The 23,402-nt window shown below is 63.2% G+C and carries 26 protein-coding genes and 3 pseudogenes; 7 read left to right on the forward strand and 22 right to left on the reverse strand.

The window, feature by feature from the left end; translation table 11 throughout:
- Positions 1-112 precede the first annotated feature (112 nt).
- The 10 genes and pseudogenes from PM2_RS29645 to purU form a co-directional block, all read right to left on the reverse strand.
- Positions 113-589 (reverse strand): annotated as a pseudogene (locus PM2_RS29645) (DUF1365 domain-containing protein); the annotation flags it as partial.
- A gap of 139 nt (positions 590-728) precedes the next feature.
- Positions 729-959: pseudogene (locus tag PM2_RS31765) on the reverse strand (FAD-dependent oxidoreductase); the annotation flags it as partial.
- A 21-nt stretch (positions 960-980) separates the two neighbouring features.
- A pseudogene (locus PM2_RS30635) lies at positions 981-1,067 on the reverse strand (SDR family NAD(P)-dependent oxidoreductase); the annotation flags it as partial.
- Positions 1,064-1,486 (reverse strand): nuclear transport factor 2 family protein, encoded by a 423-nt coding sequence (locus PM2_RS02220; RefSeq protein ID WP_016711165.1) that lies wholly within the window; start codon positions 1,484-1,486, stop codon positions 1,064-1,066. The gene PM2_RS02220 and the pseudogene PM2_RS30635, both read right to left, overlap by 4 nt.
- Positions 1,487-1,601: 115 nt before the next feature.
- Complete coding sequence (locus PM2_RS02225) at positions 1,602-2,207, reverse strand: aminomethyltransferase family protein (RefSeq protein WP_016711164.1); 606 nt, start codon at positions 2,205-2,207, stop codon at positions 1,602-1,604.
- 3 nt (positions 2,208-2,210) lie between these two features.
- Positions 2,211-5,114, reverse strand: a complete 2,904-nt coding sequence (locus PM2_RS02230; RefSeq protein ID WP_028699952.1) for a 2Fe-2S iron-sulfur cluster-binding protein — start codon at positions 5,112-5,114, stop codon at positions 2,211-2,213.
- Complete coding sequence (locus tag PM2_RS02235; protein WP_028699951.1) at positions 5,111-5,413, reverse strand: sarcosine oxidase subunit delta; 303 nt, start codon at positions 5,411-5,413, stop codon at positions 5,111-5,113. Before PM2_RS02235 ends, PM2_RS02230 begins: the two co-directional genes overlap by 4 nt.
- A 12-nt stretch (positions 5,414-5,425) precedes the next feature.
- Entirely contained in the window at positions 5,426-6,667 is a 1,242-nt protein-coding gene (locus PM2_RS02240) for an FAD-dependent oxidoreductase (RefSeq protein ID WP_028699950.1), read from the reverse strand.
- Complete coding sequence (gene folD / locus PM2_RS02245; RefSeq protein ID WP_016711160.1) at positions 6,649-7,560, reverse strand: bifunctional methylenetetrahydrofolate dehydrogenase/methenyltetrahydrofolate cyclohydrolase FolD; 912 nt, start codon at positions 7,558-7,560, stop codon at positions 6,649-6,651. Before folD ends, PM2_RS02240 begins: the two co-directional genes overlap by 19 nt.
- The gene (gene purU, locus PM2_RS02250; RefSeq protein ID WP_016711159.1) at positions 7,557-8,423 is read right to left on the reverse strand and encodes a formyltetrahydrofolate deformylase; all 867 of its coding nucleotides are present in this window, start codon (positions 8,421-8,423) and stop codon (positions 7,557-7,559) included. Before purU ends, folD begins: the two co-directional genes overlap by 4 nt.
- A 211-nt stretch (positions 8,424-8,634) precedes the next feature.
- On the opposite strand from purU, the gene PM2_RS02260 reads away from it, so the two are divergent.
- From PM2_RS02260 to PM2_RS02275, 4 genes are all read left to right on the forward strand, one after another.
- The gene (locus PM2_RS02260; protein ID WP_028699948.1) at positions 8,635-9,036 is read left to right on the forward strand and encodes a hypothetical protein; all 402 of its coding nucleotides are present in this window, start codon (positions 8,635-8,637) and stop codon (positions 9,034-9,036) included.
- Between the two features lie 90 nt (positions 9,037-9,126).
- A complete protein-coding gene (locus PM2_RS02265) occupies positions 9,127-9,348 on the forward strand; it encodes an MbtH family protein (protein WP_016711157.1) in 222 nt (73 codons plus the stop codon).
- The gene (locus PM2_RS02270; protein WP_028699947.1) at positions 9,345-10,064 is read left to right on the forward strand and encodes a thioesterase II family protein; all 720 of its coding nucleotides are present in this window, start codon (positions 9,345-9,347) and stop codon (positions 10,062-10,064) included. The genes PM2_RS02265 and PM2_RS02270 overlap by 4 nt, the downstream gene beginning before the upstream one ends.
- Positions 10,065-10,198: 134 nt before the next feature.
- Complete coding sequence (locus PM2_RS02275; RefSeq protein WP_019099834.1) at positions 10,199-11,251, forward strand: DUF1615 domain-containing protein; 1,053 nt, start codon at positions 10,199-10,201, stop codon at positions 11,249-11,251.
- Between the two features lie 15 nt (positions 11,252-11,266).
- Here PM2_RS02275 and PM2_RS02280 read toward each other — a convergent pair whose 3' ends face one another.
- From PM2_RS02280 to PM2_RS02320, 9 genes are all read right to left on the reverse strand, one after another.
- A complete protein-coding gene (locus PM2_RS02280; RefSeq protein WP_028699946.1) occupies positions 11,267-12,130 on the reverse strand; it encodes a metal ABC transporter substrate-binding protein in 864 nt (287 codons plus the stop codon).
- The gene (locus PM2_RS02285; protein WP_016711153.1) at positions 12,127-13,026 is read right to left on the reverse strand and encodes a metal ABC transporter permease; all 900 of its coding nucleotides are present in this window, start codon (positions 13,024-13,026) and stop codon (positions 12,127-12,129) included. The genes PM2_RS02280 and PM2_RS02285 overlap by 4 nt, the downstream gene beginning before the upstream one ends.
- Positions 13,023-13,772 (reverse strand): metal ABC transporter ATP-binding protein, encoded by a 750-nt coding sequence (locus PM2_RS02290; protein WP_028699945.1) that lies wholly within the window; start codon positions 13,770-13,772, stop codon positions 13,023-13,025. The genes PM2_RS02285 and PM2_RS02290 overlap by 4 nt, the downstream gene beginning before the upstream one ends.
- Positions 13,769-14,671: a metal ABC transporter substrate-binding protein gene (locus tag PM2_RS02295; RefSeq protein WP_028699944.1), complete on the reverse strand. Its 903-nt coding sequence runs from the start codon at positions 14,669-14,671 to the stop codon at positions 13,769-13,771. The genes PM2_RS02290 and PM2_RS02295 overlap by 4 nt, the downstream gene beginning before the upstream one ends.
- Before the next feature lie 18 nt (positions 14,672-14,689).
- The gene (locus PM2_RS02300; RefSeq protein WP_028699943.1) at positions 14,690-15,259 is read right to left on the reverse strand and encodes a DUF6162 family protein; all 570 of its coding nucleotides are present in this window, start codon (positions 15,257-15,259) and stop codon (positions 14,690-14,692) included.
- Positions 15,256-15,576, reverse strand: coding sequence for a hypothetical protein (locus PM2_RS02305; RefSeq protein ID WP_016711149.1), 321 nt, complete (start codon positions 15,574-15,576; stop codon positions 15,256-15,258). The genes PM2_RS02300 and PM2_RS02305 overlap by 4 nt, the downstream gene beginning before the upstream one ends.
- Positions 15,573-16,112: a PA2404 family protein gene (locus PM2_RS02310; protein ID WP_016711148.1), complete on the reverse strand. Its 540-nt coding sequence runs from the start codon at positions 16,110-16,112 to the stop codon at positions 15,573-15,575. Before PM2_RS02310 ends, PM2_RS02305 begins: the two co-directional genes overlap by 4 nt.
- Entirely contained in the window at positions 16,109-17,302 is a 1,194-nt protein-coding gene (locus PM2_RS02315) for a PepSY-associated TM helix domain-containing protein (protein WP_016711147.1), read from the reverse strand. Before PM2_RS02315 ends, PM2_RS02310 begins: the two co-directional genes overlap by 4 nt.
- Positions 17,303-17,479: 177 nt before the next feature.
- Positions 17,480-18,814 (reverse strand): lysine N(6)-hydroxylase/L-ornithine N(5)-oxygenase family protein, encoded by a 1,335-nt coding sequence (locus PM2_RS02320; RefSeq protein WP_016711146.1) that lies wholly within the window; start codon positions 18,812-18,814, stop codon positions 17,480-17,482.
- A gap of 201 nt (positions 18,815-19,015) precedes the next feature.
- Between PM2_RS02320 and PM2_RS02325 the strand changes: the two genes are divergently transcribed.
- Positions 19,016-19,450 carry a hypothetical protein gene (locus PM2_RS02325; protein WP_028699942.1) on the forward strand — a complete coding sequence of 145 codons (435 nt, stop codon included), beginning with the start codon at positions 19,016-19,018 and terminating at the stop codon, positions 19,448-19,450.
- 42 nt (positions 19,451-19,492) lie between these two features.
- Here the strand turns inward: PM2_RS02325 and pbpG are convergent, their stop codons facing one another.
- Both pbpG and PM2_RS02335 read right to left on the reverse strand, forming a co-directional pair.
- The gene (pbpG, locus tag PM2_RS02330) at positions 19,493-20,419 is read right to left on the reverse strand and encodes a D-alanyl-D-alanine endopeptidase (protein ID WP_025752676.1); all 927 of its coding nucleotides are present in this window, start codon (positions 20,417-20,419) and stop codon (positions 19,493-19,495) included.
- A 392-nt stretch (positions 20,420-20,811) separates the two neighbouring features.
- Positions 20,812-21,486 carry a polysaccharide lyase family 7 protein gene (locus PM2_RS02335; protein WP_016711143.1) on the reverse strand — a complete coding sequence of 225 codons (675 nt, stop codon included), beginning with the start codon at positions 21,484-21,486 and terminating at the stop codon, positions 20,812-20,814.
- Positions 21,487-21,724: 238 nt separating this feature from the next.
- Here PM2_RS02335 and PM2_RS02340 point away from each other — a divergent pair, with 238 nt between their 5' ends.
- Positions 21,725-22,051 (forward strand): DUF1654 domain-containing protein, encoded by a 327-nt coding sequence (locus tag PM2_RS02340; protein ID WP_016711142.1) that lies wholly within the window; start codon positions 21,725-21,727, stop codon positions 22,049-22,051.
- 37 nt (positions 22,052-22,088) lie between these two features.
- Here PM2_RS02340 and PM2_RS02345 read toward each other — a convergent pair whose 3' ends face one another.
- Positions 22,089-22,913, reverse strand: coding sequence for a S24 family peptidase (locus PM2_RS02345; RefSeq protein WP_016711141.1), 825 nt, complete (start codon positions 22,911-22,913; stop codon positions 22,089-22,091).
- Positions 22,914-23,077: 164 nt separating this feature from the next.
- Here PM2_RS02345 and PM2_RS02350 point away from each other — a divergent pair, with 164 nt between their 5' ends.
- On the forward strand, positions 23,078-23,392 hold the full coding sequence (locus PM2_RS02350; RefSeq protein WP_016711140.1) for a hypothetical protein: 315 nt from the start codon (positions 23,078-23,080) through the stop codon (positions 23,390-23,392).
- Positions 23,393-23,402: the final 10 nt, after the last annotated feature.

Here is a 23,402-nt window from a genome sequence, read left to right on the forward strand (position 1 = left end):
TCCAGCAGCGGTGCCCGACGCGCCTGCGGTGCGGCCCAGAGCAATTGAGCCACGCCGATGGTCCGCTCCTCGAAACCGCCCTGGCAATAGCACAGGTAGAACTCCCACAAGCGCTGGAATGGAAAGCCTTGGCCACGGAAAATGCCCGGGCCAGGTCGCCGTCCACGGGGAGCACATAGTGGAAGCGTTCACGCCATGGGGTGTTGCGTACCTCCAGCAGCACGGCTATCAGCTGGCCCTGTCGGTCATGACAGAAGTAGGTGCTCACCGGGTTGAAGGACAACCCCCAGCAGCGCGGTTGGGTAAGCAGGTGCACGGCGCCTTCGGGCACCTGGCCAATCGCTTGGCCGACCAGTTGCCGGGCGGCTTCGGCCAAGGGCTTACCTTGGCGGGTCAGCGCTGGCAGGTAGTCGGTTTCGCGCCAGCACAGGGGGGCCAGCCGTGAGGGCCCAAGCCAGCGGCACAGGTTCGTCAACTGCTGTTGTTCGTTCAGGTCCAGGTAGAGTATGCCGATCCGGTAGCGAAACGCATGCGGCCTCGGGCTCAGGCGCTTGTGGCTGACCCACCCATGGCACAGGCTGCTGTTCACAGCTGCTCTCCAAAATGCCGGGCCACGTTCAGCGCGCTCAGCACACCGTCTTCGTGAAAGCCGTTGGCCCAGTAAGCGCCGCAGTAATAGCTGTGCAATGGTCCTTGCAGTTCGTGCTGGCGGGCCTGTGCCGCCAACGCGGCCAGGCTGTATGCGTGAGCAGGCGGATGAAGTGCGGGTAGGTCCAGTCGTTGAACACGATGAAGCCGGTATCGACGGCATAGTGTTGGCCCTGCCAGTGCATATCCACGGTATGGGTATGCCCGCCAACCCGCTGCGCTGCCTCGAACACCGTGACCTCGTTTCGGCGTGACAGCAGGTGGGCGCAGGTGAGGCCGGCAATGCCGGTGCCGATGATCGCGATGCGCATGGGTCAGCCCTGTGAGGGGCGCGCTAGATGGCGGCCTTGCTCCAGCAAGTGCAACGCCAGTGCCGCGCCGATGCCGCTGCTGGCGCCGGTGAGCCAGCAGCGGCTCATGCCAGCCTGCCTTTGAGCCAGCGAATCGCGCTGCCCATGACGGGCACATGCTCGTAAAGCAGGGCGCCGGCATCGAAGTAATCCTGGTGAAAGTGCACCCGCTCCTGCCAGCGCAGGTGGCTGCAACCTTGCAGGCTGATCAGTTGTCCACGGGCAAGCTGCGGGTGGCGATAGTGCAGGGTCCAGCGGATGTAGCCATGGCCCGGCGCCAGTTCGTCGGTGCCTTCGAACCGGTAATGCACGTCAGGCACCTTCGCGTACAGCTGGGCGAAGTAGGCCCGCAATGCGCGAAGGCCAGTAAGCTGGTGCAGTGGGTCGCGGAACGCGACATCCTCGCTGTACAGGTCGTTCAACAGGTCGAGGTTATGCGAATTGAGCGTGGCAAAGCGTTCGGCGAAGTACTGGAGGTAGGTGGACATGCACAATACCTGTACAAAACTAAGTTGTTGTACAAGGTATAGTGCAGGTCGCTGTGTAAAGCTATACAAAATAAATTTTCGTACAATTCTGCAGGGCTACTGGGTCAGACTGCTATCAACCCAGTAATGCGCCCAACTCGACCAACCCGCCATCGAACTCATCCATCGCATCCAGCACCGCCTCACGGAAGTACGCTAACGACGCCCGATCGAACAACAACTGCAAGGCCGGCTGTTCATCACTCCCCACATTCACCACGATCACATTGATCCGCGCCGCAGAGGTTTGCGCCACGGCACCGATGGGAAATGCCTGCAAACGCAGGTCGACTCCGCACAACTTGGCCATGACCGTACTGCCATGCGCCCCCGACAGCTGCAACCAGGCATGGCTGTCCTGGCGCGGCAGCAGGTAGTTACGTTGGGCATCCTGCGCCCACTCGGCCTCTGTGGCGGCCACCCGCGTGCCTTCGTCAGCCAGGCTGCCCAGCAGCAGGTACTCGGTCTGTGACAAACGCGCTACCCAGCCGCCGTCGTCCTGGCGCACGGCCTGGTTCGGCTGCTGCGGTAATCGGTAGCCACGTTGTTGCAGGTAGGCGGCGCTGTCGAGGCCGCGAAAGCCGGCCCGCGCCACCTCGGTCAGGTCGGTCAACGCGCAGGCGTGCAACAGCTCGGCCCGCGGGCTGCGAGGGATAAACGCTTTGGCTTGCAAACGGGTCATGGTTCAGAGCTCCTGGCGCAGGTTGTCGGGGTCGTGGAACGGCAGTTGCACTACCTTGGCATGCACCATCGCGCCGCCCTCCACGCGGATCGGGATGTGCATGCCGGGGGTGGCCTGGTGGGCGCCGGCATAGGCCAGGCCGATGATCTGCCCCAGGGTTTGCGAATACTCGCAGGAGGTGACGTTGCCGCTGATGTCCGGTCCGTCCAGCACCAAGTGGCCCTCCAGCGGCTGCGTGCTGCCTTTGGGCAGGGTGAAGCCGACCAGCTTGCGCTTGAGCGGCTGTGCTTCGAGGATTTCGATGGAGCGCTTGCCGACGAAGAACGGCTTCTTGCGGCCAATGGCCCACTGCATGTCGATTTCTGCGGGGTGGGTCATGCCGTCGGTGTCCTGGCTGATGATCACATGGCCTTTTTCCAGGCGTAGCAGGCGTTGGGTCTCGACGCCAAACGGGCGAATGCCCAGGCCCGCGCCGGCCTGCATCAGGGCGTCCCACAGGCGCTCGGCATGGCGCGCCGGCACATGCACTTCATAGCCCAGCTCACCGACGAAACCGACCCGCAGGATGCGCGCCGGGATGCCGGCCACCTTGCCCTGCCGTACGCCCAGGTACGGGAAGGCCTCGGCCGAAAGCTCGACATCGTCACACACCTTGGCCAGCACCTGGCGCGATAGCGGCCCGGCCAGGTTGACGGCAGCCAGGGCGGCGGTGACGTTGGTGATGTCCACGTCCAGGCGCCACTGCGCATTCCACTTCAGCATCTGCTGGTAGATGCGGTCGACGCCGCTGGTGGTGGCGGTGACATAAAAGTGCTGCTCGCCCAGGCGCGCACAAACGCCATCGTCGATCACCACACCGTGTTCGTTGGTCATCAGCGCGTAGCGGGTGCGACCGATGGCCAGTTTGGCAAAGCCGAAGGTGTACAGGCGTTCCAGCAGCTCGGCGGCGTCCGGGCCGCGTACGTCCAGGCCACCCAGTGTGGACACGTCGATCAGGCCGACCTTCTCGCGCACATGGCGGGCTTCTTCCTGCATGCAGCGCTCGCGGTCTTCGGGTTTGCCGTAATAAGCCGGGCGCTGCCAGATACCGGCCGGCATCATCTTCGCCCCGGCTTGCAGGTGACGGCGGTGCATGGGCGTTTGCCGATAGGGGTCGAAGGCACGGCCGGCGACATGTGCCAGCTTTTCTGCCTGGAACGGTGGGCGGGCGGTAGTCACTCCGGTCTCGCTGATGCTGCGGCCGGTGGCCTGGGCCACCAGGCGCGCCGTGGGCAGCGCCGAGTGGCGGCCCTGGGAAGGGCCCATGCCGACCGTGGAAAAACGCTTGACCAGTTGCACGTCACGGTAGCCGCTGCGGGTAGCGTTGACGATGTCGCGCACTTGCAGGTCTTCGTCGAAGTCGACGAAATCTTTGCCTTTGGGGTGGGGGAAGATCGGCCAAGGGAAGTTGACCTTGGCTTCGGCGCCGAACGCCGACAGGGCTGGTGCTTGCAGGCCCAGCGCTGTCACTGCGTCGGCAGCCCCGCGTGTGGCATCGGCCAGCACGTTGGCCAGCGCGTGGCGGCCGTTCACGGAGCCGGCGATATCCAGCCCGGCCGGCAAATGGCTGATGGCGAATTCGTCGCGGTTGACGTCATAGGCCAGCTTGCCACCGGCTTGGCACAGCAACTGGTATACCGGCATGTAGCCCGCCGACATGCACAGCAGGTCGCACGCCAGGCGCAGCCCGTGCGGGCCGACCTTGCCCTGGCCGGTGATCGGGCGAATGTCCACGCCACTGACATGGCGCATGCCCGCTTCATGCAGGGCTTCATACACGGTGCTGCCCAGGTGTACGGGAATATCGCGGCGCTTCAGCTCGGCAGCCAGTGCGGCATCGGCCGGCGCGGCGCGCATGTCGACCACGGCGGCTACGGCCACGCCTTGCTCCTGCAGGTCGAGGGCGGCGAGGTAGCCGTCATCGTGGCCGGTGAGGATGACCGCGCGCTGGCCCGGCTTGACCGCGTACAGCTTCATCAGCCGCTGGGCAGCGCTGGTCAGCATCACACCCGGCAGGTCGTTGTTGCGAAACACCACCGGCTGGTCGAACGAGCCGGCTGCCACCAGGCAACGGGTGGCGCGCACCTTGTACAGACGCTTGTGCTGGATTATCGGCAGGTAGTTGTCGGTGAACCAGCCGTTGCAGGTAGCCTCCAGCAGCACCTGGATGTTCGGGTGGCCCTCGACGGCGGCCAGCAGCTCTAGACGCAGGCTGGCGGCGCGGGTGCCGGCGATGTCGAAGCGGGCGTAGGTGAGCGAGCCGCCAAGCACCGGTTGTTGTTCGATCAGCAGCACTTTGGCCCCGGCGTTGGCTGCGTCCAGGGCCGCACGCAGGCCAGCAGGGCCGGCGCCGATAACGGCCACGTCAACGAACAGATAGGCTTTGTCGTAATACTGCGGCTTGAAGCCGAGGTCGAGCACACCCAGGCCGGCTTTCTTGCGGATCAGCGGCTCCCACACTTTCCACATGCCCTTGGGCTTGTAGAACGAGCGGTAGTAGAAGCCCACCGGCATGAAGCGCGAGAACTTGCCCAGGTAGGCGTCGCGGTCATGCTGCAGGCTGCCGTTGAAGTTCTGCCCTTCGATCACCTGGCCTTCGCGGACGGCCTCCAGGTCGGCCAGTACGTTGGGTTCTTCAGGCAACTGCACCAACGTGTTGGCATCCTGCCCGGCCATGCTCAGCGGGCCGCGTGGGCGATGGTATTTGAACGAGCGCGACAGCAGCCAGCGGCCATTGCCGAGCAGGGCGCTGGCAATGGTGTCACCGGCAAAGCCCTCGCAGGCCTGGCCGTCGAACTGGAAGCGCACGGGCCGCTCGCGGTCGATCAGCAGGCCCATGGGCGCGGGGAGGCGAGTGTGGCTGTTCATCCGGCAACCTCCGGGGTGGCGGGGGTGAAGTCGACGCGACGGTCGAACAGTGCTTTCGGGTCGAAGGTGCGCAGCACCTGGTCGCTTACTGTGTGACGCTCGGCCAGGAACCAGTAGCTGGAGGCGTTGTGCAGCCACCACTCGGTCACCACCCCGGCCAGGTTGTCGGTGTTGAACACATAGTCGGCCCACTCGGCATCGCTGCAACTGGCCGGGTCGGGCATGTGCTTGAACTCGCCGCCGTAGGTGAACTCGCTGATGTTGCGCGGGCCGTTCAAGGGGCAGGTCAGGATCTTCATCGTCGTGTGCTCCTAATGGCTGGCCGCCGTGGCGCCCATTTCGTTCACTTGCTGGAAGCGGCTGAAGCGCTCCAGGGCGAAGGGCGCGATCATTTCGGGTACTTTGCCGCCGCTGGCGACAAGCTCGGCCATGGTCTTGCCGCAGATGGGCGTGGCCTTGAAACCCCAGGTGCCCCAACCGGCGTCCAGGTAGTAGTTGTCGACCGGCGACAGGCCCATGATCGGGCTGTAGTCCGGGGTCATGTCGGTCATCCCGGCCCACTGGCGCATCAGCTTGGCGTTGGCCATGAACGGGAACATCTCGATGGCGTGGGCCAGCAGGCTTTCCTTGAGGTCGAGGGTGGAGCGGGTGTTGTACAGCGGGTACGGGTCGGAGCCACCGCCGAAGACGATCTCGCCACGGCTGGTCTGCTGTACATAACAATGCAGCGCCGACGAACTGACCAGCGGGTCGAGGAACGGCTTGAAGGGCTGGGTGACCATGGCTTGCAACGGGTAGGTGTGGATCGGTGCGCGGATGCCGGCCTTGGCCATCAACAGCGAGCTGGCGCCGGCCACGGCCTGGACCACGCAGCCGCACTGCACGGTGCCACGGTTGGTCTTCACCGCTTCGATGCGGCCATTGCGAATCAGCAGGTCCTGTACTTCGGTCAACTGGTGGATTTCCACGCCGCGCTTGGCCGCCTGCTTGGCGTAGCCCCAGGCCACCGCGTCGTGGCGTGCGGTTGCGCCGTCGATGTGCCATAGGCCCGCCAGCACCGGCAAGTGACCGGGGTCGAGGTTGAGGCTGGGCACCAGTTCACGAATCTGTTGGCGGTCGATCATTTCGGTACGACCGCCGAAGTGCTTGTTGACCTCGGCGCGCTGGCGGAAGGCGCGCACGGTAGCGTCGGTGTGCGCCAGGGTGAGCTGGCCGCGCTCGGAATACATGATGTTGAAGTCGAGCTCGTTCGACAGGTTCTGGAACATGCGCACCGATTCTGCATAAAAGCGCACGCCCTCGCTGGTGAGGTAATTGGAGCGGATTACCGCCGTGTTGCGCGCGGTATTGCCGCCGCCCAGGTAGGCCTTTTCCAGCACGGCGACATTGGTGATGCCGTGATACTTGGCCAGGTAGTAGGCGATGGCCAGGCCGTGGCCGCCGCCGCCGATGATCACCACGTCATAGCCTGGTTTGAGTTCGCACGGTGGCGGCAGGTCGACCTCCACCGGGTAGTCGGCGCTCAGGCCGTATTTCAGCAGGGCGAAAGGCATACGGTGCGCTCCTGGTGGGCGGCCTGTTGCTGCAGGTCGAGGGCGAGCAGGGTGTTTTTCATCAAATAGGCGATGGTCATCGGGCCGACGCCACCGGGCACCGGGGTAATGCCGGCCACCTGGGGCAGGGCGGCAGCGAAGTCGACATCGCCGACCAGGCGGCTGTGGCCGCCTTCATCGATGCGGTTGATACCGACGTCGATCACCACTGCGCCTGGTTTCAGCCAGTCGGCACCGATCAAGCGCGGTTTGCCTACGGCTGCCACCAGAATGTCGGCCTGGCGGCACAGCGCCGGCAGGTCGTGGCTGCGCGAATGCACCACCGTCACTGTGCAGTCGGCCTGCAGCAGCAGGGCAGCCATGGGTTTGCCGACGATGTTCGAGCGGCCCACCACCACCGCGTGCTTGCCGCGCAGTTCGCCACAGGTGTCACGCAGCAGTCGCATGCAGCCGCTGGGTGTGCACGGGGTGAGCACATCGCGGCCCTGGGCCAGGCCACCGACGTTTTCGCTGTGGAAACCGTCCACGTCTTTCAGCGGGTTGATGGCCTGCAGCACGCGGTGCGCGTCGATGTGCGCGGGCAGCGGCAGTTGCACGAGGATGCCGTTCACCTCGGTATCGCGGTTCAGGCGATCGATCAGGGTCAGCAGTTCGCCCTGGGTGGTGTCGGCGGGCAGGCGATGCTCCAGCGAGCGGATGCCTACTTCGTCGGCGCGCAGCACTTTATTGCGCACGTACACCTGGCTGGCGGCATCGGCGCCCACCAGCACCACAGCCAAGCCCGGTTGCACGCCGCCCTGACGCAGCTCCTGCACCTGCTCGCACACCTCGGCCAGTACACGCGCGGCAGTGGCCTTGCCGTCGATCAGCTTGACGCTGGGAATGGCGTTCATTTGAAGATCACCGTGCGGTCGTGGTTAAGGAACACCCGGTGCTCAAGGTGGTACTTCACCGCGCGGGACAGGGCAATGGTTTCGGTGTCGCGGCCGATGGCCACCAGGTCGTCCGGGGCATAGGCGTGGTCCACGCGCTGCACTTCCTGCTCGATGATCGGGCCTTCGTCCAGGTCGCTGGTCACGTAGTGGGCGGTGGCGCCGATCAGCTTGACCCCGCGCTGGTAGGCCTGGTGGTAGGGCTTGGCACCTTTGAAGCCGGGCAGGAACGAGTGATGGATGTTGATCGCCCGGCCTGACAGTTGGCGGCACAGGTCGTCGGACAGAATTTGCATGTAGCGCGCCAGCACCACGAGCTCAGTGCCGGTGTCTTCGACAATGCGCAACAGTGCGGCTTCCTGTTCGGCCTTGGTTTCCTTGGTAACGGGCAGGTAGACGAAGCGGATGCCCTGGCGCTCTGCCATGGGGCGCAGGTCCAGGTGGTTGGACACCACGGCGGTGATCTGCATGTCGAGCTCGCCCTTGGCATGCCGGTACAGCAGGTCGGACAGGCAGTGGTCGAACTTGCTCACCATCAGCAGCACGCGCATCGGCCGGGCGCTGCTGTGCAGGCTCCACTGCATGTCGAAGCGTTGGGCCACGTCGGCAAAGCCCGCCTCCAACTGCGGTGTGTCTCCTGTGGTACCGGTGTTGTAGCGGAACACTGCGCGCATGAAAAAGCGCCCATTGTCCTCGTCGTCGAACTGCGCCATCTCGCTGATGTAGCAACCGTGCTCGGCCAGGTAGGTGGTCACCGCAGCGACGATGCCGGACACGGCCGGGCAACTGACGCGCAGGATGAAGTGATCGGGAGCGGGGTGCATGTCGGATAGGCCTCGTGAGGGGGTGGGGCAGATCGGGCACAAGGGCAAAAGAAGCTTCGCGAGCAGGCGAAGGGTGTTTCTTGATAGGAATATAAATTTCCTTCAGGCGATTTATAGGCGAAGTGAGGGGTGTCGGTCTAGGGGGTTTGTGAAATTTTTTATCCTGACAGGAAAGTTTTTTGAGGGCGCTTTGTAGGGCTATGCTTGCACCATGACCACACTACCCCCCTTGCGCCAACCATGCCCCCCTGGTGCCTGCGACTGCGGCCGCGAACATCTGGGCGAGCATCCGCAGGCCGCACAACGCATCCTGCTACTGACCCGTCAGGAAGAGAAACGCCTGCTCGAACGCCTGGAAAACCTCAAGGACCTTGAGGACCTGCAACGCCTGCAGCAACGGATGTACGACAATCTCGGCATCCGCGTGCACATCGCCCCCGGGTTCAACGAAGTGCGCACCATGCGCGGCATTGTCATCGAGCTGGATGACCAGCCAGGATTGTGCCGCAGGACCCGGCAATCGATCCCGGCGGCCATCCGGCGCGGGCTGGAGCGCAATCCGCAGGTGGCGTTCCGCCTGCTCGATGCACACGACCTGTTGCGTGATGCCTGAAACGTTAATTTTTCAGCGGCCGGTTACGTCTACTTGAAAGCCCCCCTGCGCCACGCGCATAGCGGCATTCATCATTCAAGGAGACAGGCAATGACTTCCGTATTCGACCGCGACGATATCCAGTTCCAGGTAGTGGTCAACCACGAAGAGCAATACTCGATCTGGCCCGACTACAAGGCCATCCCCAACGGTTGGCGTGCCGTGGGCAAGAGCGGCCTGAAGAAGGAATGCCTGGCCTATATCGATGAGGTCTGGACCGACATGCGCCCACTGAGCCTGCGCCAGAAAATGGCCGAAGCCGCCGCCCAGTGACCGCACTGAACCTGCTGTGCCTGCCGTATTCTGGGGCCAGCGCCATGGTCTACAGCCGCTGGCGGCGCAAGCTGCCGGCGTGGCTGCAGGTGCGCCCGGTAGAGCTGCCCGGGCGTGGCGCACGCATGGCCGAGCCGTTGCACACCGACATGCAGGCGCTGGCCCGGCAACTGGCCGCCGAGCAACGCCTGGCGGCCAATGGGCCCTATGCGTTGCTCGGCCATAGCCTGGGGGCGTTGCTGGCCTTCGAGCTGGCCCATGAACTGCAGGCGCTGGGCTGCCCGTCACCACTGGCATTGTTTGCCTGCGGTACCGCAGCGCCAACCCGGCGCGAGGATTACGATGGCAAAGACTGGCGCGAGCCCAAAAGCGACGCCGAGCTGATCAGCGAGTTGCGCGAGCTTCAGGGCACGCCTGAAGAAGTGCTGGCCAACGCCGAACTGATGAGCCTGACCTTGCCGACCTTGCGCGCGGATTTTCTGCTCTGTGGCACTTACGCCTACCGTCAGCGGCCGGCCCTGCAGTGCCCGCTGCACGTGCTGGGCGGCGTGGACGATCGGGCCAGCGAAGAGCAGTTGCAGGCCTGGCGCAAGGAAACCCAGGGTGACTTCTCGCTGCAGATGTTCCCGGGTGGCCACTTCTTCATCCATGAGCACGAAGACGCCGTGCTCGATGCGCTGACCGGATCATTGCAGCCGCTTCGGCTGTCTGCCTGATTGACGTCACCTCTTGCCTGAGGGAGGCTAGGCCTTTTTCCAGGCAAGGGGCAGACAATGCTGATCGATCCACACAAGGCCGCACTGCTGGTCGGTGAACAGCCCTGAACGGCCGGTTACTGGCTGTCGGGTTGATGGCGTTGGCGCTGCTGCAAGGCTGCGTCGGGCACCGTGACGAAGCACCCGAGGCGGACCCGGCCAAGGTCCGTGCGCAACTGTTGCGGCTATTGCCGGCCCAGACCAAGGACCGCGAGGGCTGGGCCAGGGACATTCAGGTGGCGTTCGAAACCCAGCGCATTACCCCAAGCAAAAGCAACCTGTGCGCGGTGCTGGCCGTGACTGAACAGGAATCCACTTTCAGCGCCGACCCGCAGGTACCCAACCTGGGGCGGATCGCCCGCGAGGAAATCGACCGCCGTGCGGCACGTCTGCATATCCCCAGGCTGTTGGTTGACGGTGCGCTGAAGACGCCTTCGGGCAACGGCCAGAGCTACCAGCAGCGCTTGCAGGCGGTGCGCAGCGAGAAGCAGCTGAGCGCGTTGTACGACGAAGTGATAGCCCGCGTGCCACTGGGCAAGACCTTGCTGGACGGGCTCAATCCGGTGCACACCGGCGGGCCGATGCAGGTCAGCATCGACTTTGCCGAAAAGCATGCGCAGGGTTACCCCTACAGCCACGATGGCAGCATTCGCCAGGAGGTATTCAGCCGGCGCGGCGGCATGTACTTCGGTATTGCCCACCTGTTGGGCTACCCGGTCAACTACGAGCGCCAGCTGTACCGCTTTGCCGATTTCAATGCTGGTTGGTACGCCAGCCGCAACGCCGCATTCCAGGCCGCACTGAACAAGGCGACTGGTGTGACGCTTGCCTTGGATGGCGACCTGATTGCGCCGGGTGCGATCATGCCCGGGGCCACCGAACTGGCCGCGCGCAAGCTGGGCGGGAAGCTGGGGCTGCGCAACCCGCAGATTCGCAGCCAGCTGGAGGAGGGCGACAGTTTGGCGTTCGAGGACGGCAAGCTGTACAGCGGGGTGTTTGCCTTGGCAGATGCCAAGGCTGGCAAGCCGGTGCCACGGGCGGTGCTGCCGGGGATCGAGCTGAAGAGCCCGAAGATCACCCGAAAGCTGACCACGGCGTGGTTTGCCGGGCGGGTGGATGAGCGCTACCAGCGGTGCATGAAGCGGTAGCCGGTACAGGCAACATCAGCTTTCGCCCAAGGCCCCAACCACTTGGTCGACGCTGGCCTTCAACCCGGCAAACGCATCCTCAGGGTCGCTCTCCACCACCACCAGTTTCGCCCCGGCTGCCTTGATCACCTCGGCTACCGCCGCGTCCGGCTGCCGATGGTCCAGCACCAGTGCCACATCCTGCGTTTTCAGGTTTTCCTCCAGCGCCTTGAGCGCGGCAGCGTCCCATTCGGTCGGCAGCGGCTGCTCTACCACATCCAGGTTCAAGCCGCTGGCCAGGTAACCCAACCGCCCGGACAAGCTCACCACCGTCAGGTTGTCGACCTTGGCCAGACGTGTCTGGCTGCTGGCCGATAATTCAAGCAACTGACGCTTGAGCCCTGCCAGGTTGCCCTGGATCTTCGCTTTGTCATCCGGTGCCAGCCGCTCGAGATCATTGGCCACTACATCGGCCATGCGCCCGAGGTTGGTCGGGTTGAGCCAGGGGTAGGCGCCGTAGGCATCATCACCTGTGACCGCAATGCCGGGCAGCGCGCCATCCACCGGCCGTGCGGCATCGATTTCGACGATGCGGATGTTGCTGCGTCGGGCCATCGGGTACAGCGGGTCGTCACGCCAGATCGAGCGTACACCGATCACCGCGTCGGCCTGCTGTGCGGCTTTCTCCAGGCTGGGGCCACCGCGCGAGCTGAAATACGACGGCTGGCGGCTGGCCGGCAGGTTGGCCGGTGCCGCACGTTTGAGTTGTACCGCCGTGCCGTCGAGCAGGGCGCTGGCCAGGCTGTGGGTGATGGGCAGGGTGGTCAGCACTTGCGTGGCAAAAGACAGCGACGGCAGGCCGGCCAAGGCCAGCGCCAGAGTCAGGCGTTTCAGGTTCATGCCGGGTTTCCTTGCAGGCGTGGGACGAGGGCGCGGGCCAGGGCGGCCAGGGCAAAGCAGATGCCGGCGACCAGGATGATCGCGGCGCCCGACGGCACGGGCAGGTCGAAGACGATTGGCAGCAGAATGCCGAGCAGGGTGCTCAAGGTGGCGATCAGTACCGAGACGAAGAAGAACCCCTTGAGCGACTGGCTGACCAGGCGTGCAGCCGCAGCGGGGATGACCAGCAGTGCACCGACCAGGATGGCGCCGATTACCTTCACGGCAGCCACGGTTACCAGGGTTACCAGCACCACGAACAGGTAATCCAGGGTTTTCACCGCCACCCCGCGCACGGCTGCCAGTTGCGGGTTGAAACTGGCCAGCATGATGCGGTTGTACAGTGGCACAGCCAGGGCCAGCACCAGCACCGCGACGATACCCAGCACCACCAGGTCCTGGCCGCTGACGGTCAGCACCGAGCCGAACAGCACGTTTTCGAGGATGTGCACATTGATCTTGCCGGCCAGCATCAGCAGCAGGCTGGCACCCAGCGCCAGCGACACCGATAGGAACACGCCGATCAGCGTGTCCGGTGAAAGACCCGTGCGGTTGCGCAGGAAGTTGAGCAAGATGCCGAACAGCAGGCAGTAGCCGAACAGGCTGCCATAAGGGCCGGTGTAGGGCTCACCGAGCAGGATGCCGATGGCTACCCCGGTCAGTGCAGCATGGCCCACGGCTTCGGAAAAGAACGCAAAGCGCTTGACCACCACCAGGGTGCCCAGGCCGCCCAGTACCGGGCCAATCATCAGGCCAGCCAGCAAGGCATTGACCACGAAGCCGTAGGCCAGTGCCTCAGGCAAGTAACCAGCCGTGGCCCAGTCCTGGACCAGTTGGCGAAATGCTTCAAAACTCATGAGGCAAGGCTCTCGCTACGCGGGTGAACAGAGAACAGGCCAAGCAGGCGCTCTGGTGTGAGGGCCTGGGCCGGTGGGGCATCGAACAGCACCTGGCGGCTCAGGCCAGTGACCCGGTCGGCCAGGCGCAGCACGGCCTCCAGGTCGTGTTCTATCCACAGCACCGTGGTGCCGGCCTGGCGCCAGCCCTGCAGTAACTGCTCGAACACCTGGATACCGGCTTCATCGAGGGCCGACATGGGCTCGTCCAATACCAGCAACTGCGGCTCGGGGATCAGGCCTTGGGCCAACAGCACACGCTGGCGTTCGCCACCAGACAATGCGCCCATGCGCCGTTTGCGCTTGTCGAGCATGCCGACCCGCGCCAAGGCCGCATCGATGGCCGGCTGCACGCGGCGCGACAAGCCGAGAAAAGCCGGGCGCCGCTGGCACATGGCAGCCATGAAGTCATCAACGGTCATTGGCAACCCACGGTCGAACTCCAGCGCTTGCGGCACATAACCGATCACCTCACGCTCGCCTGGCCAATGCAGGGTCAGCTGGCCGTGGTGTGGCATTTGCCCGAGCAGGGTCTTGATCAGCGAACTCTTGCCACCGCCGTTGGGGCCGACGATGGCATGCACGCTGCCAGCAGCAACGCCAAAGCTGACGTGTTCAAGGATGCGGGTACGGCCCAGGGTGAGGTCGACGTCGGCGAACTCGATGCGTGGCCCACAGGCCTTCACCAGGTTGGCGGCGGCGGTCATGCGCGGTTCTCCTGGATGGCGCGCACCACGGTGTCGAGGTTGCGCTTCATCTCCACTTCGTACTTCTCTTTGGTGTATTCACCGTAGGAAATGTGCGTCAGCGGGTACAGGCGCACGCCGGATTCACGCTGGATGGTTTCGACATAGGCGGACGGGAAGTCCATTTCCGAGAAGATCACCTTCACATGCAGGGCTTTGAGCTGGTCGATGGTCTTTTTCAGCTGGGCCGGGCTGGGCTCGATGCCGTGGGCCGGTTCGACCACGGCGGTCACCTCCAGGCCGAAGTCGCGCACCAGGTAGTCGTAGGCAGCATGGATGGTGGCAACCCGAAAGGTGGCGCTGGGTGCTTCGGTTACCTTGGCCAGCGCCTCGGCACGCAGGGCGCGCAGGCGCTTGGCGTAGGCACGGGCGTTTTGCGTGTACAACTTGGCGTTGTCCGGGTCGAGCTTGCCCAGTTCGCGGGCGATGTTGTTGACCTGGGCGATGGTGGTGCTGATCGACAGGAAGGTGTGCGGGTTGACCACCTTGCCGGCGCCGCGCGCTGCAATGCCCGTGGCCGCCAGCAACGGCACGTTCTGGTTGGCCTCGATGGTGGCGATGCCGGGTTTTTCGCTGGCGGCGATCATGCGGTCGGCGAAGTCGTCATGGCCGACGCCGTTGAGCACCACCACGTCCAGCGTGCCGATGCGCTTGATGTCCTCGGCCCGTGGCTCGTAGGCATGCGGGTTGAAGCCCGCGGGAATCAGCGGCACCACTTCGGCCTTGTCGCCGACGATGTTGGTCACATAGCTGTAGTAGGGGTGCAGGGTGATACCAATACGCAGCGGCTTGCCGTTATCGGCCAGGGCCAGTGCCGGCAGGGCAAAGGCCAGGAGCAGGGCGAGGGCGGAGCGGAACATAGGCGGGAGTCCTTGGGTTCAGTGACGGTGTTCGCGGGTAACCCCGGCGTCGTAGTGGCTGACCACCTGTTGCCAGCCCGCAGCGATCAAGGCCGCCTGGCCGAGATCGTCCGGGAAGACGGCAGCGCTGTCGCGGCGCAACCAGACATCGGCCTGGCCGGTGCTGTCCGTCGGCAGGATCAGCAGCAGGCTGCCGGCGACTTCAGGGGCCTGACTGCGGCCCAGGTAGGCGCCGGATTCCAGCCACGACCACTGATGACTGCCACGGCTCTGGCTGCCGGCATCCACCACGAATGGCGGCAGGCCTTCTTCGGCCAGTGTCTGCACGCTCGGCATGGCGGCGTTTTCTTCACGCAGCGCCTGGATCTCGTCGAAGGCCACCCGCAAGTCGGTGTACAGGCCTTGCTCGGCAGCGGTGAGGTCGCGGCGGGCGTCAATCTGGTGGCTGGCGATGGCCTGTTCGTCTTCGCGCTCGCCACGCAACAGCACCACACTGGCGGCGAGCACCACGATCAGCAGGTTGGCCAGCAGCACGTACAGGGTTTCGTGCCCGGCGCCGGCCGGGCGAATCACTTGAGCGCGGCTCATGGCTGGGCGATATCGGCGTAGTCGACTTCCACCACGTGCCCGGGGCCGGCATCGAACAGCACGTAGAATTCGCCTTCCGGGCGCTTGAAGGTGAGCGTGGAGTCGTCGCCCAGCTTGCCGCCGACCAGTACTTGCTCGTCATAGCCGATCACGTCCAGGGTCACCCCAGCGGCACCGCTGCCGTCCGAGAAGCCACCGGTGCATTTGACCTGGCCGCTGGCCAGTTCTTCGCATTCGCACATCGGGTTGTGTGCCAGGGCAGGGCCAGCGGCCAGTACCAGCAAGGGCAGGGCGAGGGTGCGCATCAGGTGTTTCATTTCTTGCCTCCTTGTTTCTCGAGCCAGGCCACGGTGGCAGGCGATGCCTTGGCCAGGGGGACGGATGCCTGGTGCATGCTGCCGTCCCAACCTTCAAGGGTGATCCAGATTTGCGCGTCGGGTTTGGTACGCGGCGGGATGGGCAGGTTGGTGCCCATGCGGTAGGGGGCGCCAAAGAAGATGGTGCCGGCAGCGCGCAGGCTGCGGGGTTTGCCGATGCGCAGGTAAACGGCCTTGACGTCTTTCATGCAGGCTTTGCACAGGGACGCGCTGAAGGACTTGAAGTGGCCGGCGGGGCCGTCTTCGCGTGGCGCTTCGTCACGCAATTCAGCCAAGTCCAGCGTGTAAGGGCCGGCCTGGATGCCACTGACCACGTTCGCCCCCAGGCCCGCGTCACCACGAAACAGCTTGGCGTCGCTGAAATACTTGGGCATGAAGCCCAGCGGGACGAGGATCAGCAGGATGTTCAGATGAAAGCGCCACTTCAGCCACCACTGCTTCAGCGGGCTGGCGGGCACGGCCTGGGCGTGGCTCATGGTTGGGTCTCCAATGTGGTCTGGCGGCGTGCGGCACGGGGAGCACGGTCGCTGCGCTTGAGGGCGGCTGCGGTGGCCTGGGCGGTACGCTTGGTCCAGATCAGCAAGCCGCTGAGCACCATCAAGGTGAGTACCAGGCCGAAGAAGAACCAGATCAGCTTGATGGGCAAACCGCCAAAGTCACCGGTGTGCAAGGGGCGCATGGACTCAGTGACGAATTCCAGCGTGGAGCGGTCGCTGAGCAGGAACTGGCTGTCGACGTTGCTTGTGTAAGGGTTGACCGCTGCACTCTGGAACATCAGCGGATACCAGCCGCGCCCGCCCATGGAAACGTGGCTGTAGGCGGTCGCCGGCAACGAAATGAAGGTAATGTCCAGGCCTGGAATCGCCAGGCCGGCGATACGTGCCGCCTCATCAAGGTCAATGCGCGGGGCAGGGGTGCCATCCGGCATTTGCGGCACATCTTCACGGGCGATCACCGGCACGATAGGCCGGCTGGAAATAGTGATGTGGTTGTCTGAAAGCAGTGCCTGGATCAGGAACCAGGTGCCGGTGATGGAAATGACCGCGATGAACCAGATCGACCACACCCCCGCCAGGCGATGCAGGTCGCCCCAGAAGATGCGTGAGCCGTGCCCGGTGCGCACCGGTTTGAAGAAGCCTTTCCAGAACTTCTTGTACACCACCAGCCCGGTGACCAGAGAGGCCAGCATGGGCAGGCCGAGAAGCGAAACCAGGTACCAGCCCCAGCTGAAACCATTGGTGAACGGCACCAGCCACCAGCCGTGCAATGCACGGGTAAAGGCTTCGAAGTTGAAGTCAGGGGACTTGCCCTGGATGACGCCGGTGTAGGGGTTGACGTACAGCGTCGGGCTGGTGCCGTCGGGGTACGTGACATCGGCCAGCAGGGCAAAGTGCGAGCCGTCGGGCTGCCTGAGCGACTCCACGAACATGTCTGGCTCGGCTTTGCGCATGGCGTCCAGTACCTGCTGGAAGCTCAGGCGCTCGGCATCACCGTCGGGCTTGCTCGCGCGGACATCCGGGTTGGCCAGCCAGACGATTTCCTGGCTGACCACGGCGAGCATGCCGGTGAAGCACACGATCAGCACAAAGAACCAGATCGGCAAGGCGAGCCAGCTATGCACCAGGAACCACAGCCTGGATTTGGATTTTTTCGGTGATTTGGCCATCAGACGGTCTTCTGCAATGGGTGGTCGAGCGTGTGCCCAACCAAAGAGGGCTGTACTGATAAGGACGAATGAGAATCGAAAACCTGCCGCTTTAAATGCAAGCAAATGTTTCAGAAAGCACAAGGCCGAGCTGCGCGCGAAGCGACAGGCCGGCCTTGAGGGTGCGTAGCACAGGGGTCAGGCGCGGGTCAGGGCCGCGGCTGGATGTGCTTTGCCGTGCAATTGCGCCAGGTCCTGATACAGGGCGCGGCCAATTTCTGCGGCACGGGCCGGCAGTACCGAGAGCAGGGTGTCACTCAGGCCGTGGCTGTTTTCGCAGAAGCCCTGCAAGTACACCGAGGCCTGCAGGTCGGGGCTGGCCAGCACGCGGTAGTTGCGGTCGACGCTGAAGTCGTCCAGGTAGCCGGCCAATGGCGCCAGCAAGTCACGGTGCGAGCGGCGCTCGTAGCCGGTGGCAAGGATCACGGCATCGTAGCGGTGGGTTTGCTGCTGGCCAGTAGCGAGGTCGCGCAGGGTCAGCTCCAGGCCTTCGCGAGTGGCCACCACGGCTTCCACCTGGCGCCGGCACAGCACGTTGTGGCGGTGCTGGTGGGCGACTTTCTGCCGGTAGAGGATGCCGTAGATGCGTTCGATCAGGTTCAGGTCGACCACTGAATAGTTGGTGTTGTGGTACTCGCCCAGCAACTTGCTGCGCTGGTCGGCGGGTTCGTTGTAGACCAGGTCGGTGTAGTCCGGCGAGAAAATCTCGTTGACGAACGGGCTGTCGTCGGCCGGTTTGAGGGCTGAACCGCGCAGGACCATGTCGACCTTGACGGACGGGTAGCTGTCGTTCAGGTCGATAAACGCCTCGGCGGCGCTCTGGCCCGAACCGATCACGGCGATGCGCATCGGTTTGCCGTCGGTGCACGGCAGCTTGTTCAGGCTGCTCAGGTATTGGGAGTGGTGGAACACCCGTGGGTCATCCTTGAAGGCGCCGAACTTTTCCGGAATTTTCGGCGTGCCGCCGCTGCCGACCACCACCGAGCGGGTGCGGCGGCTGTATTCGCGGCCCTGTGCGTCGCGTGCGATTACGCGCAGGTGGTTTACCCGGCCATCCTGCAGTTCCGGTTCGATACGCAGCACTTCCTGGCCATACACGGCCTGGGTGGCGAAGTGTTCGGCGGCCCAGCGCAGGTAGTCGTTGTACTCCAGGCGGCAAGGGTAGAAGGTGCCGAGGTTGATGAAGTCGGCCAGGCGCTGCTTCTGGTGCAGGTAGTTGACGAAGCTGTAGGGGCTGGTGGGGTTGCGCAGCGACACCAGGTCTTTCAGGAACGAGATCTGCAGCTCACTCTGGGTGGCCAGGGTTTCGCCGTGCCAGCGGTAGTCCTGTTGCTTGTCGATGAACTGCGCATCGAGGGCATGGCCCTGGGACTCGGCGAGTTCTTCCAGGGCGATGGCCAGGGCCAGGTTGGAAGGGCCGAAGCCCACGCCGATCAGGTCCTTGATAGTTTCCGGGTTTGCAGACTGGCTCATGGCTGCGGTTCCATAATGGTCGAATGTGGACGCCGCCGGGAGGGGCCGGCGCTTGCGTTTGTACATTGGGTGGAACGAGCCAAATGATGGGGAATTTACTGGCGGGCGGCCGACCCACTGCTACACGGGCTAAAGACCTGCGCGCTGAGGCCGATAGGCAGAACCATGCAAGGACCCATTTTGCGACGCAGGGAGACAGACATGACAGGAATTGCAGCAGTCAGCATCAGCACCACGGCCCAGGCGTTGAGCACGACTCAGAGCGCCGAGAGCCAGGACGCGAAAAAGGCTGAAGAGGGTGGCACAGTCGCTCAGACCGACGCCTCCAGGGCGAACGGTGGCGGCCAGGCCCAAGGGGCCCAGGGCAGCAGTGAAAGCTCGGAGCCTGCGCACATCAAGCAATTGCGCGAGATGATCAAGAAGCTGCAAAAGCAATTGGCCGACGAACAGAAACAACTGGCCCAGTTGATGGCGCAGAAGATGGAAGAAACCGCCAAGATGGCCGCTGTGAGTGCCAAGCAGGCGAGCATCGCGACCATCAATGGTGAAATCCTGCAGGCAACTGCGCAGTTGCTCGAAGCGCTGCAGACGTCAGGTGGCAGCAGTGCAGGGGGGATGGTCAATACGCAGGCATGATACGACTGGGGCCTGCAAAGGCCCCAGCGAGACCGTTTGAGTTTACTCGGAAACCAGGCGTCCCTTGTTCTGCCGGTCTGCCTTGTACTGCATGGCCACTGCGGGTGCCGGTTTGGCGGCACCGGTTTCCAGCCACTGACGCATGCGGCTGGCATCGGCGAAGTGGGTGTACTTGCCGAACGCATCCAGGATGACCATGGCCACCGGGCGGTTGTCCATGCGGGTCAGCAGCACCAGGCAGTGCCCGGCTTCGTTGGTGAAGCCGGTCTTGGTCAGCTTGATGTCCCAGTTGCTCTTGTTCACCAGGTGGTCGGTGTTACGGAAGCCCAGTGTGTAGTTGGGCTTGCGGAAGGCCACGGTTTTTTCGCGGGTGGTCGACAGCTCGCTCAGCATCGGGTACTTGCGCGAGGCCATCAGCAGCTTGGCCAGGTCACGGGCGGTGGACACGTTCTGCGTCGACAGGCCGGTCGGCTCGACATACCGGGTATGTGCCATGCCCAGGCTGCGGGCCTTGGCATTCATCGCCTTGATGAACGCCGGATAGCCACCTGGGTAGGCGTTGGCCAAGGAGTTGGCGGCACGGTTTTCCGATGACATCAGGGTAATCAGCAGGGTTTCGCGGCGGTCAAGCTGGCTGCCCAGGCGCACGCGCGAATACACGCCTTTCATTTCCGGGTTGTTGGCAATGGTCATGGTGAGCATCTCATCCATGGGCAGTTTGGCATCCAGCACCACCATCGCGGTCATTAGTTTGGTCACCGAGGCAATCGGCACCACGCGGTCGGCATGGCTGGCGTACAGCTCCTGGTTGGTGTTCAGGTCGATCAGCAAGGCGCTGCCTGAAGCCAGGTGCAGCTTGGACGGGTCGCGTTGAACCTGGGCCGGGGGTTGTGCAGCAGCGGTCGACGGAAGGGTCGCGGTTCCTGTGAGCAACAGCAGCAGGCTGAGGATAGACAGGGATGTTTTCACGTTGAGGCTCACTAAAAGTTGGTATGTCGTTGGCTGTGCAAGGGTTTTCCCCCTAAACCGCTGCATTGTGGAGTATGGCCCAAACGCTGTCGAATGCCTTATGACTAAAGGGCGCAAGGTGAAGGAAATTTAATCCTGTAGCGGAGCAGTGCCTGATTTCAGGCGTACGGCCGCGATGGCCGCTCGGCGCGGCCTTGATCAGGTCGGATAGCAAATCAGTCTGTACGCAGGATGGGAAACAGCTCTTTTGGGTTGCGTGATTCTGCGTTCATCAATGTACACGCGGCCGCCGCTTCGGACTTGTTGACATATCACTGGCTCGGCGTGTCACGGCGATCCCGGCGCAACCCGTGTTGGGCAGGGCACCGGGATGCCTTTCGGGCTTGCATCGTTCAGCGGTGGATCAGCGACAGTTCGCTGATGATGCAGATCGAGCCGTCATCGGCCGGTGTTGTATCGGTGTAGTCAACCTGGTTGTAGATGCCGCCGTGGAATTCGAACAACCGTGGCGCCCAGGTACTGTCGAGTTGCAAATTACCTGACGAGCCGGAAACACCATTGTATTTGGCCGTCACGTTGACCACGCCGGCAGACGTGGTGTGGATGCTGACGATGAACCTGCCCCCCAGCGGCACGCCTTTCAGCACTGTCGAGTTCACCGGGTCGGCCTGGTTGTAGGTGCGCCGAAAACCCAGCGTGATGTTGCCCTTGTTCCAGAACACCTTCACCGGCGGGCTATCGTCCCCACGTACGTGCATCTGGGCGATGACCACCTTCTGCGCAGCGTTGACCTTGGTCAGCGTCATGGTTTGGTAGTTCCAGTGATCCTGGGCACTGGCCAGTGTCCAATCCTCAGTTTCCGTCCACTCGCAGCGGGTCCTGCGGGTGCTTTTGCTTGAGGCGCCTTTAGTGGGGGCTGAGAACTGGATCGAACCATCGCTGAGGACCTTGACGATGCTCGGGTAGCTGGCAATCGCTTCGGCACCGTTGAGTTCGAGTGCAACGGGGTTGGTCGAGGATACGGCTACCGGCGTAGCGATGATGAGGTTGCTGATGTCTACGGTCATGTGAACTCCTGACGCAAAGCGAGGATTGGCTGGGGGCTCTGGCGGCCGCGTTTGCGGCTGCGGGATAAAAATTAGCGCTAGGCTAAATTTAAGTCAATCGCTTAAAGCTAAATAAATTTCGCTTTGCGCAAAATTACCCACTCGGGAAAATTTTCAGCGAGGGGCTTTACGCTGGATTTGGCGGTGAGATAAGCTTTTCTCGGATACTGTACAGATATACAGCTTTCAGGGTGAGAATATGTCTATGCACATGCAGTCAACTTCCCGGCAGCGTCAGGCAATGACCGGAATCGAGCGTCTTAGCCTGCGGGTGTCGTCGATGATCAACCACCCGGTCGCGCAGACCCAACGCTGGGTTGTGGTGCATCGCCTGGATACCGACGGTGATGCGGAGTGGGAAGAGGTGATGGGCCTGTTGTCCGAAACGTCCGAGTTGGACCTTACGTTCAACGATGACGAGAGCGTTACCGTACGTTGGGCGCGCAGCAGTGTGGAGGAGCGCGATGATTTCATCGTTGAGCAGGACAGCAAGGCGGAGGAGGTCGAAGCGCAGGCGCCGTTCTGAGCCTCATGAAGAGCCCGCCTGGGGGCGGGCTTGGGCGTTATACCAAGTGTGCATTCCACACCAGCAGCACCCGGGCCTGGATGTAGGTTTCTTCGCGGCGAATCATGCGGTCCTTGTGCCGTGAGTTGTCTGAGATCATCTCGAAGTGGTCCTCATCCGCGATTTGCAGCCGCTTGATGTAGATGTGATCGCCCCAGGAAAAGAAGTAGATCCCGTCGCCCACGAAATCCCGGATGCTCACGTCCACGATCAGTGGGTCACGGTGCTTGATGGTCGGCTCCATTGACTGGCCCCAGCCGGTCACCATCTTGAGGTGGTGGTGTTCAGTGAATTCCACGCCCAGCTCGCGAAGATGGCTGGGACTGACGCGAACGTCCTTGAACATTTCCGGGTAATCGTGGGGGATCTGGCCACCGCCCATGGCAGCCCGCACGTCGTAGTGGGCAATCCATACTTCATCACCCACCAGGCCAGGGCGGACAAGCTCAGCTTTCACCCGTGTGGCGTCCAGCGGCTCTTCAGCTGCGGCCAGCAACCGCTGCCGGGTTTCTTCGGGGATGCCTTTGCCACTTCTGGCAAGCATCTGCTTGACCAGGTCGGCCGCAGAAAGCTTGCCGTCGCCGGTTTCGACCGGCAACTGTACCGAGTCACCTGTCGACAGTGCGTCGAACCACCCGCGTGGCAGCCCTTCGATGCCCTCAATTCGGCGGGCCACGTCATCGCCCAAGTTTTTTGCGGTCTTGTCAGAAAGGATCTGGCTCAGGTGTGCAGGCGCCATCCCCCAGCGCTCTGCGCAGGATCCCTTTCTCTGGCTGCCGATCAACTTGACCAGGTTGTGTTTGCGAATGCCGTAGATGTCCATAGGGCAAAGCATGCCAGTGTTTAGCTCGCTGCTAAATGTGCGCATGGCTAAATTGCCTCTTGTGGTGAAATTAGCTGCAGGCTAAATTAAAGCGGCAAACAAGGAAAGCCAGCGAGACACTTTTCTCTAGGGCTCATCACATCATCATTGGTAATGAGGTTCACATGGATCCGACCGACCTCGGCCCGGGCACAGTCACTTGGCTGAGCGGTACGGGCACTGTGCTGCTAGGTGCGTTTCTGTGGCTGCGCAAGTGGTTGTCCAAGGATGCGGCCGAGCGTGCGATGGACAGCGCGGATGTTGCAGTCATTCGCCGCCTGACCGAGCTGCTGGACATTGAGCGGGATGCCCGCCGAGAGGCAGAAACCAAAGCGGACCAGCTGGCCAGGGAGCGCAACGAGCTGGTGCTGACGGTAGGGCGGCTTCAGGGCAAGATCATGGTGCTGAGCAGCCAGTTGAGTCGTAGCTCGCAACGCTGAGGGGCCCAGG

The sequence above is a fragment of the Pseudomonas monteilii NBRC 103158 = DSM 14164 genome, assembly GCF_000730605.1.
Lineage (GTDB): Bacteria > Pseudomonadota > Gammaproteobacteria > Pseudomonadales > Pseudomonadaceae > Aquipseudomonas > Aquipseudomonas monteilii.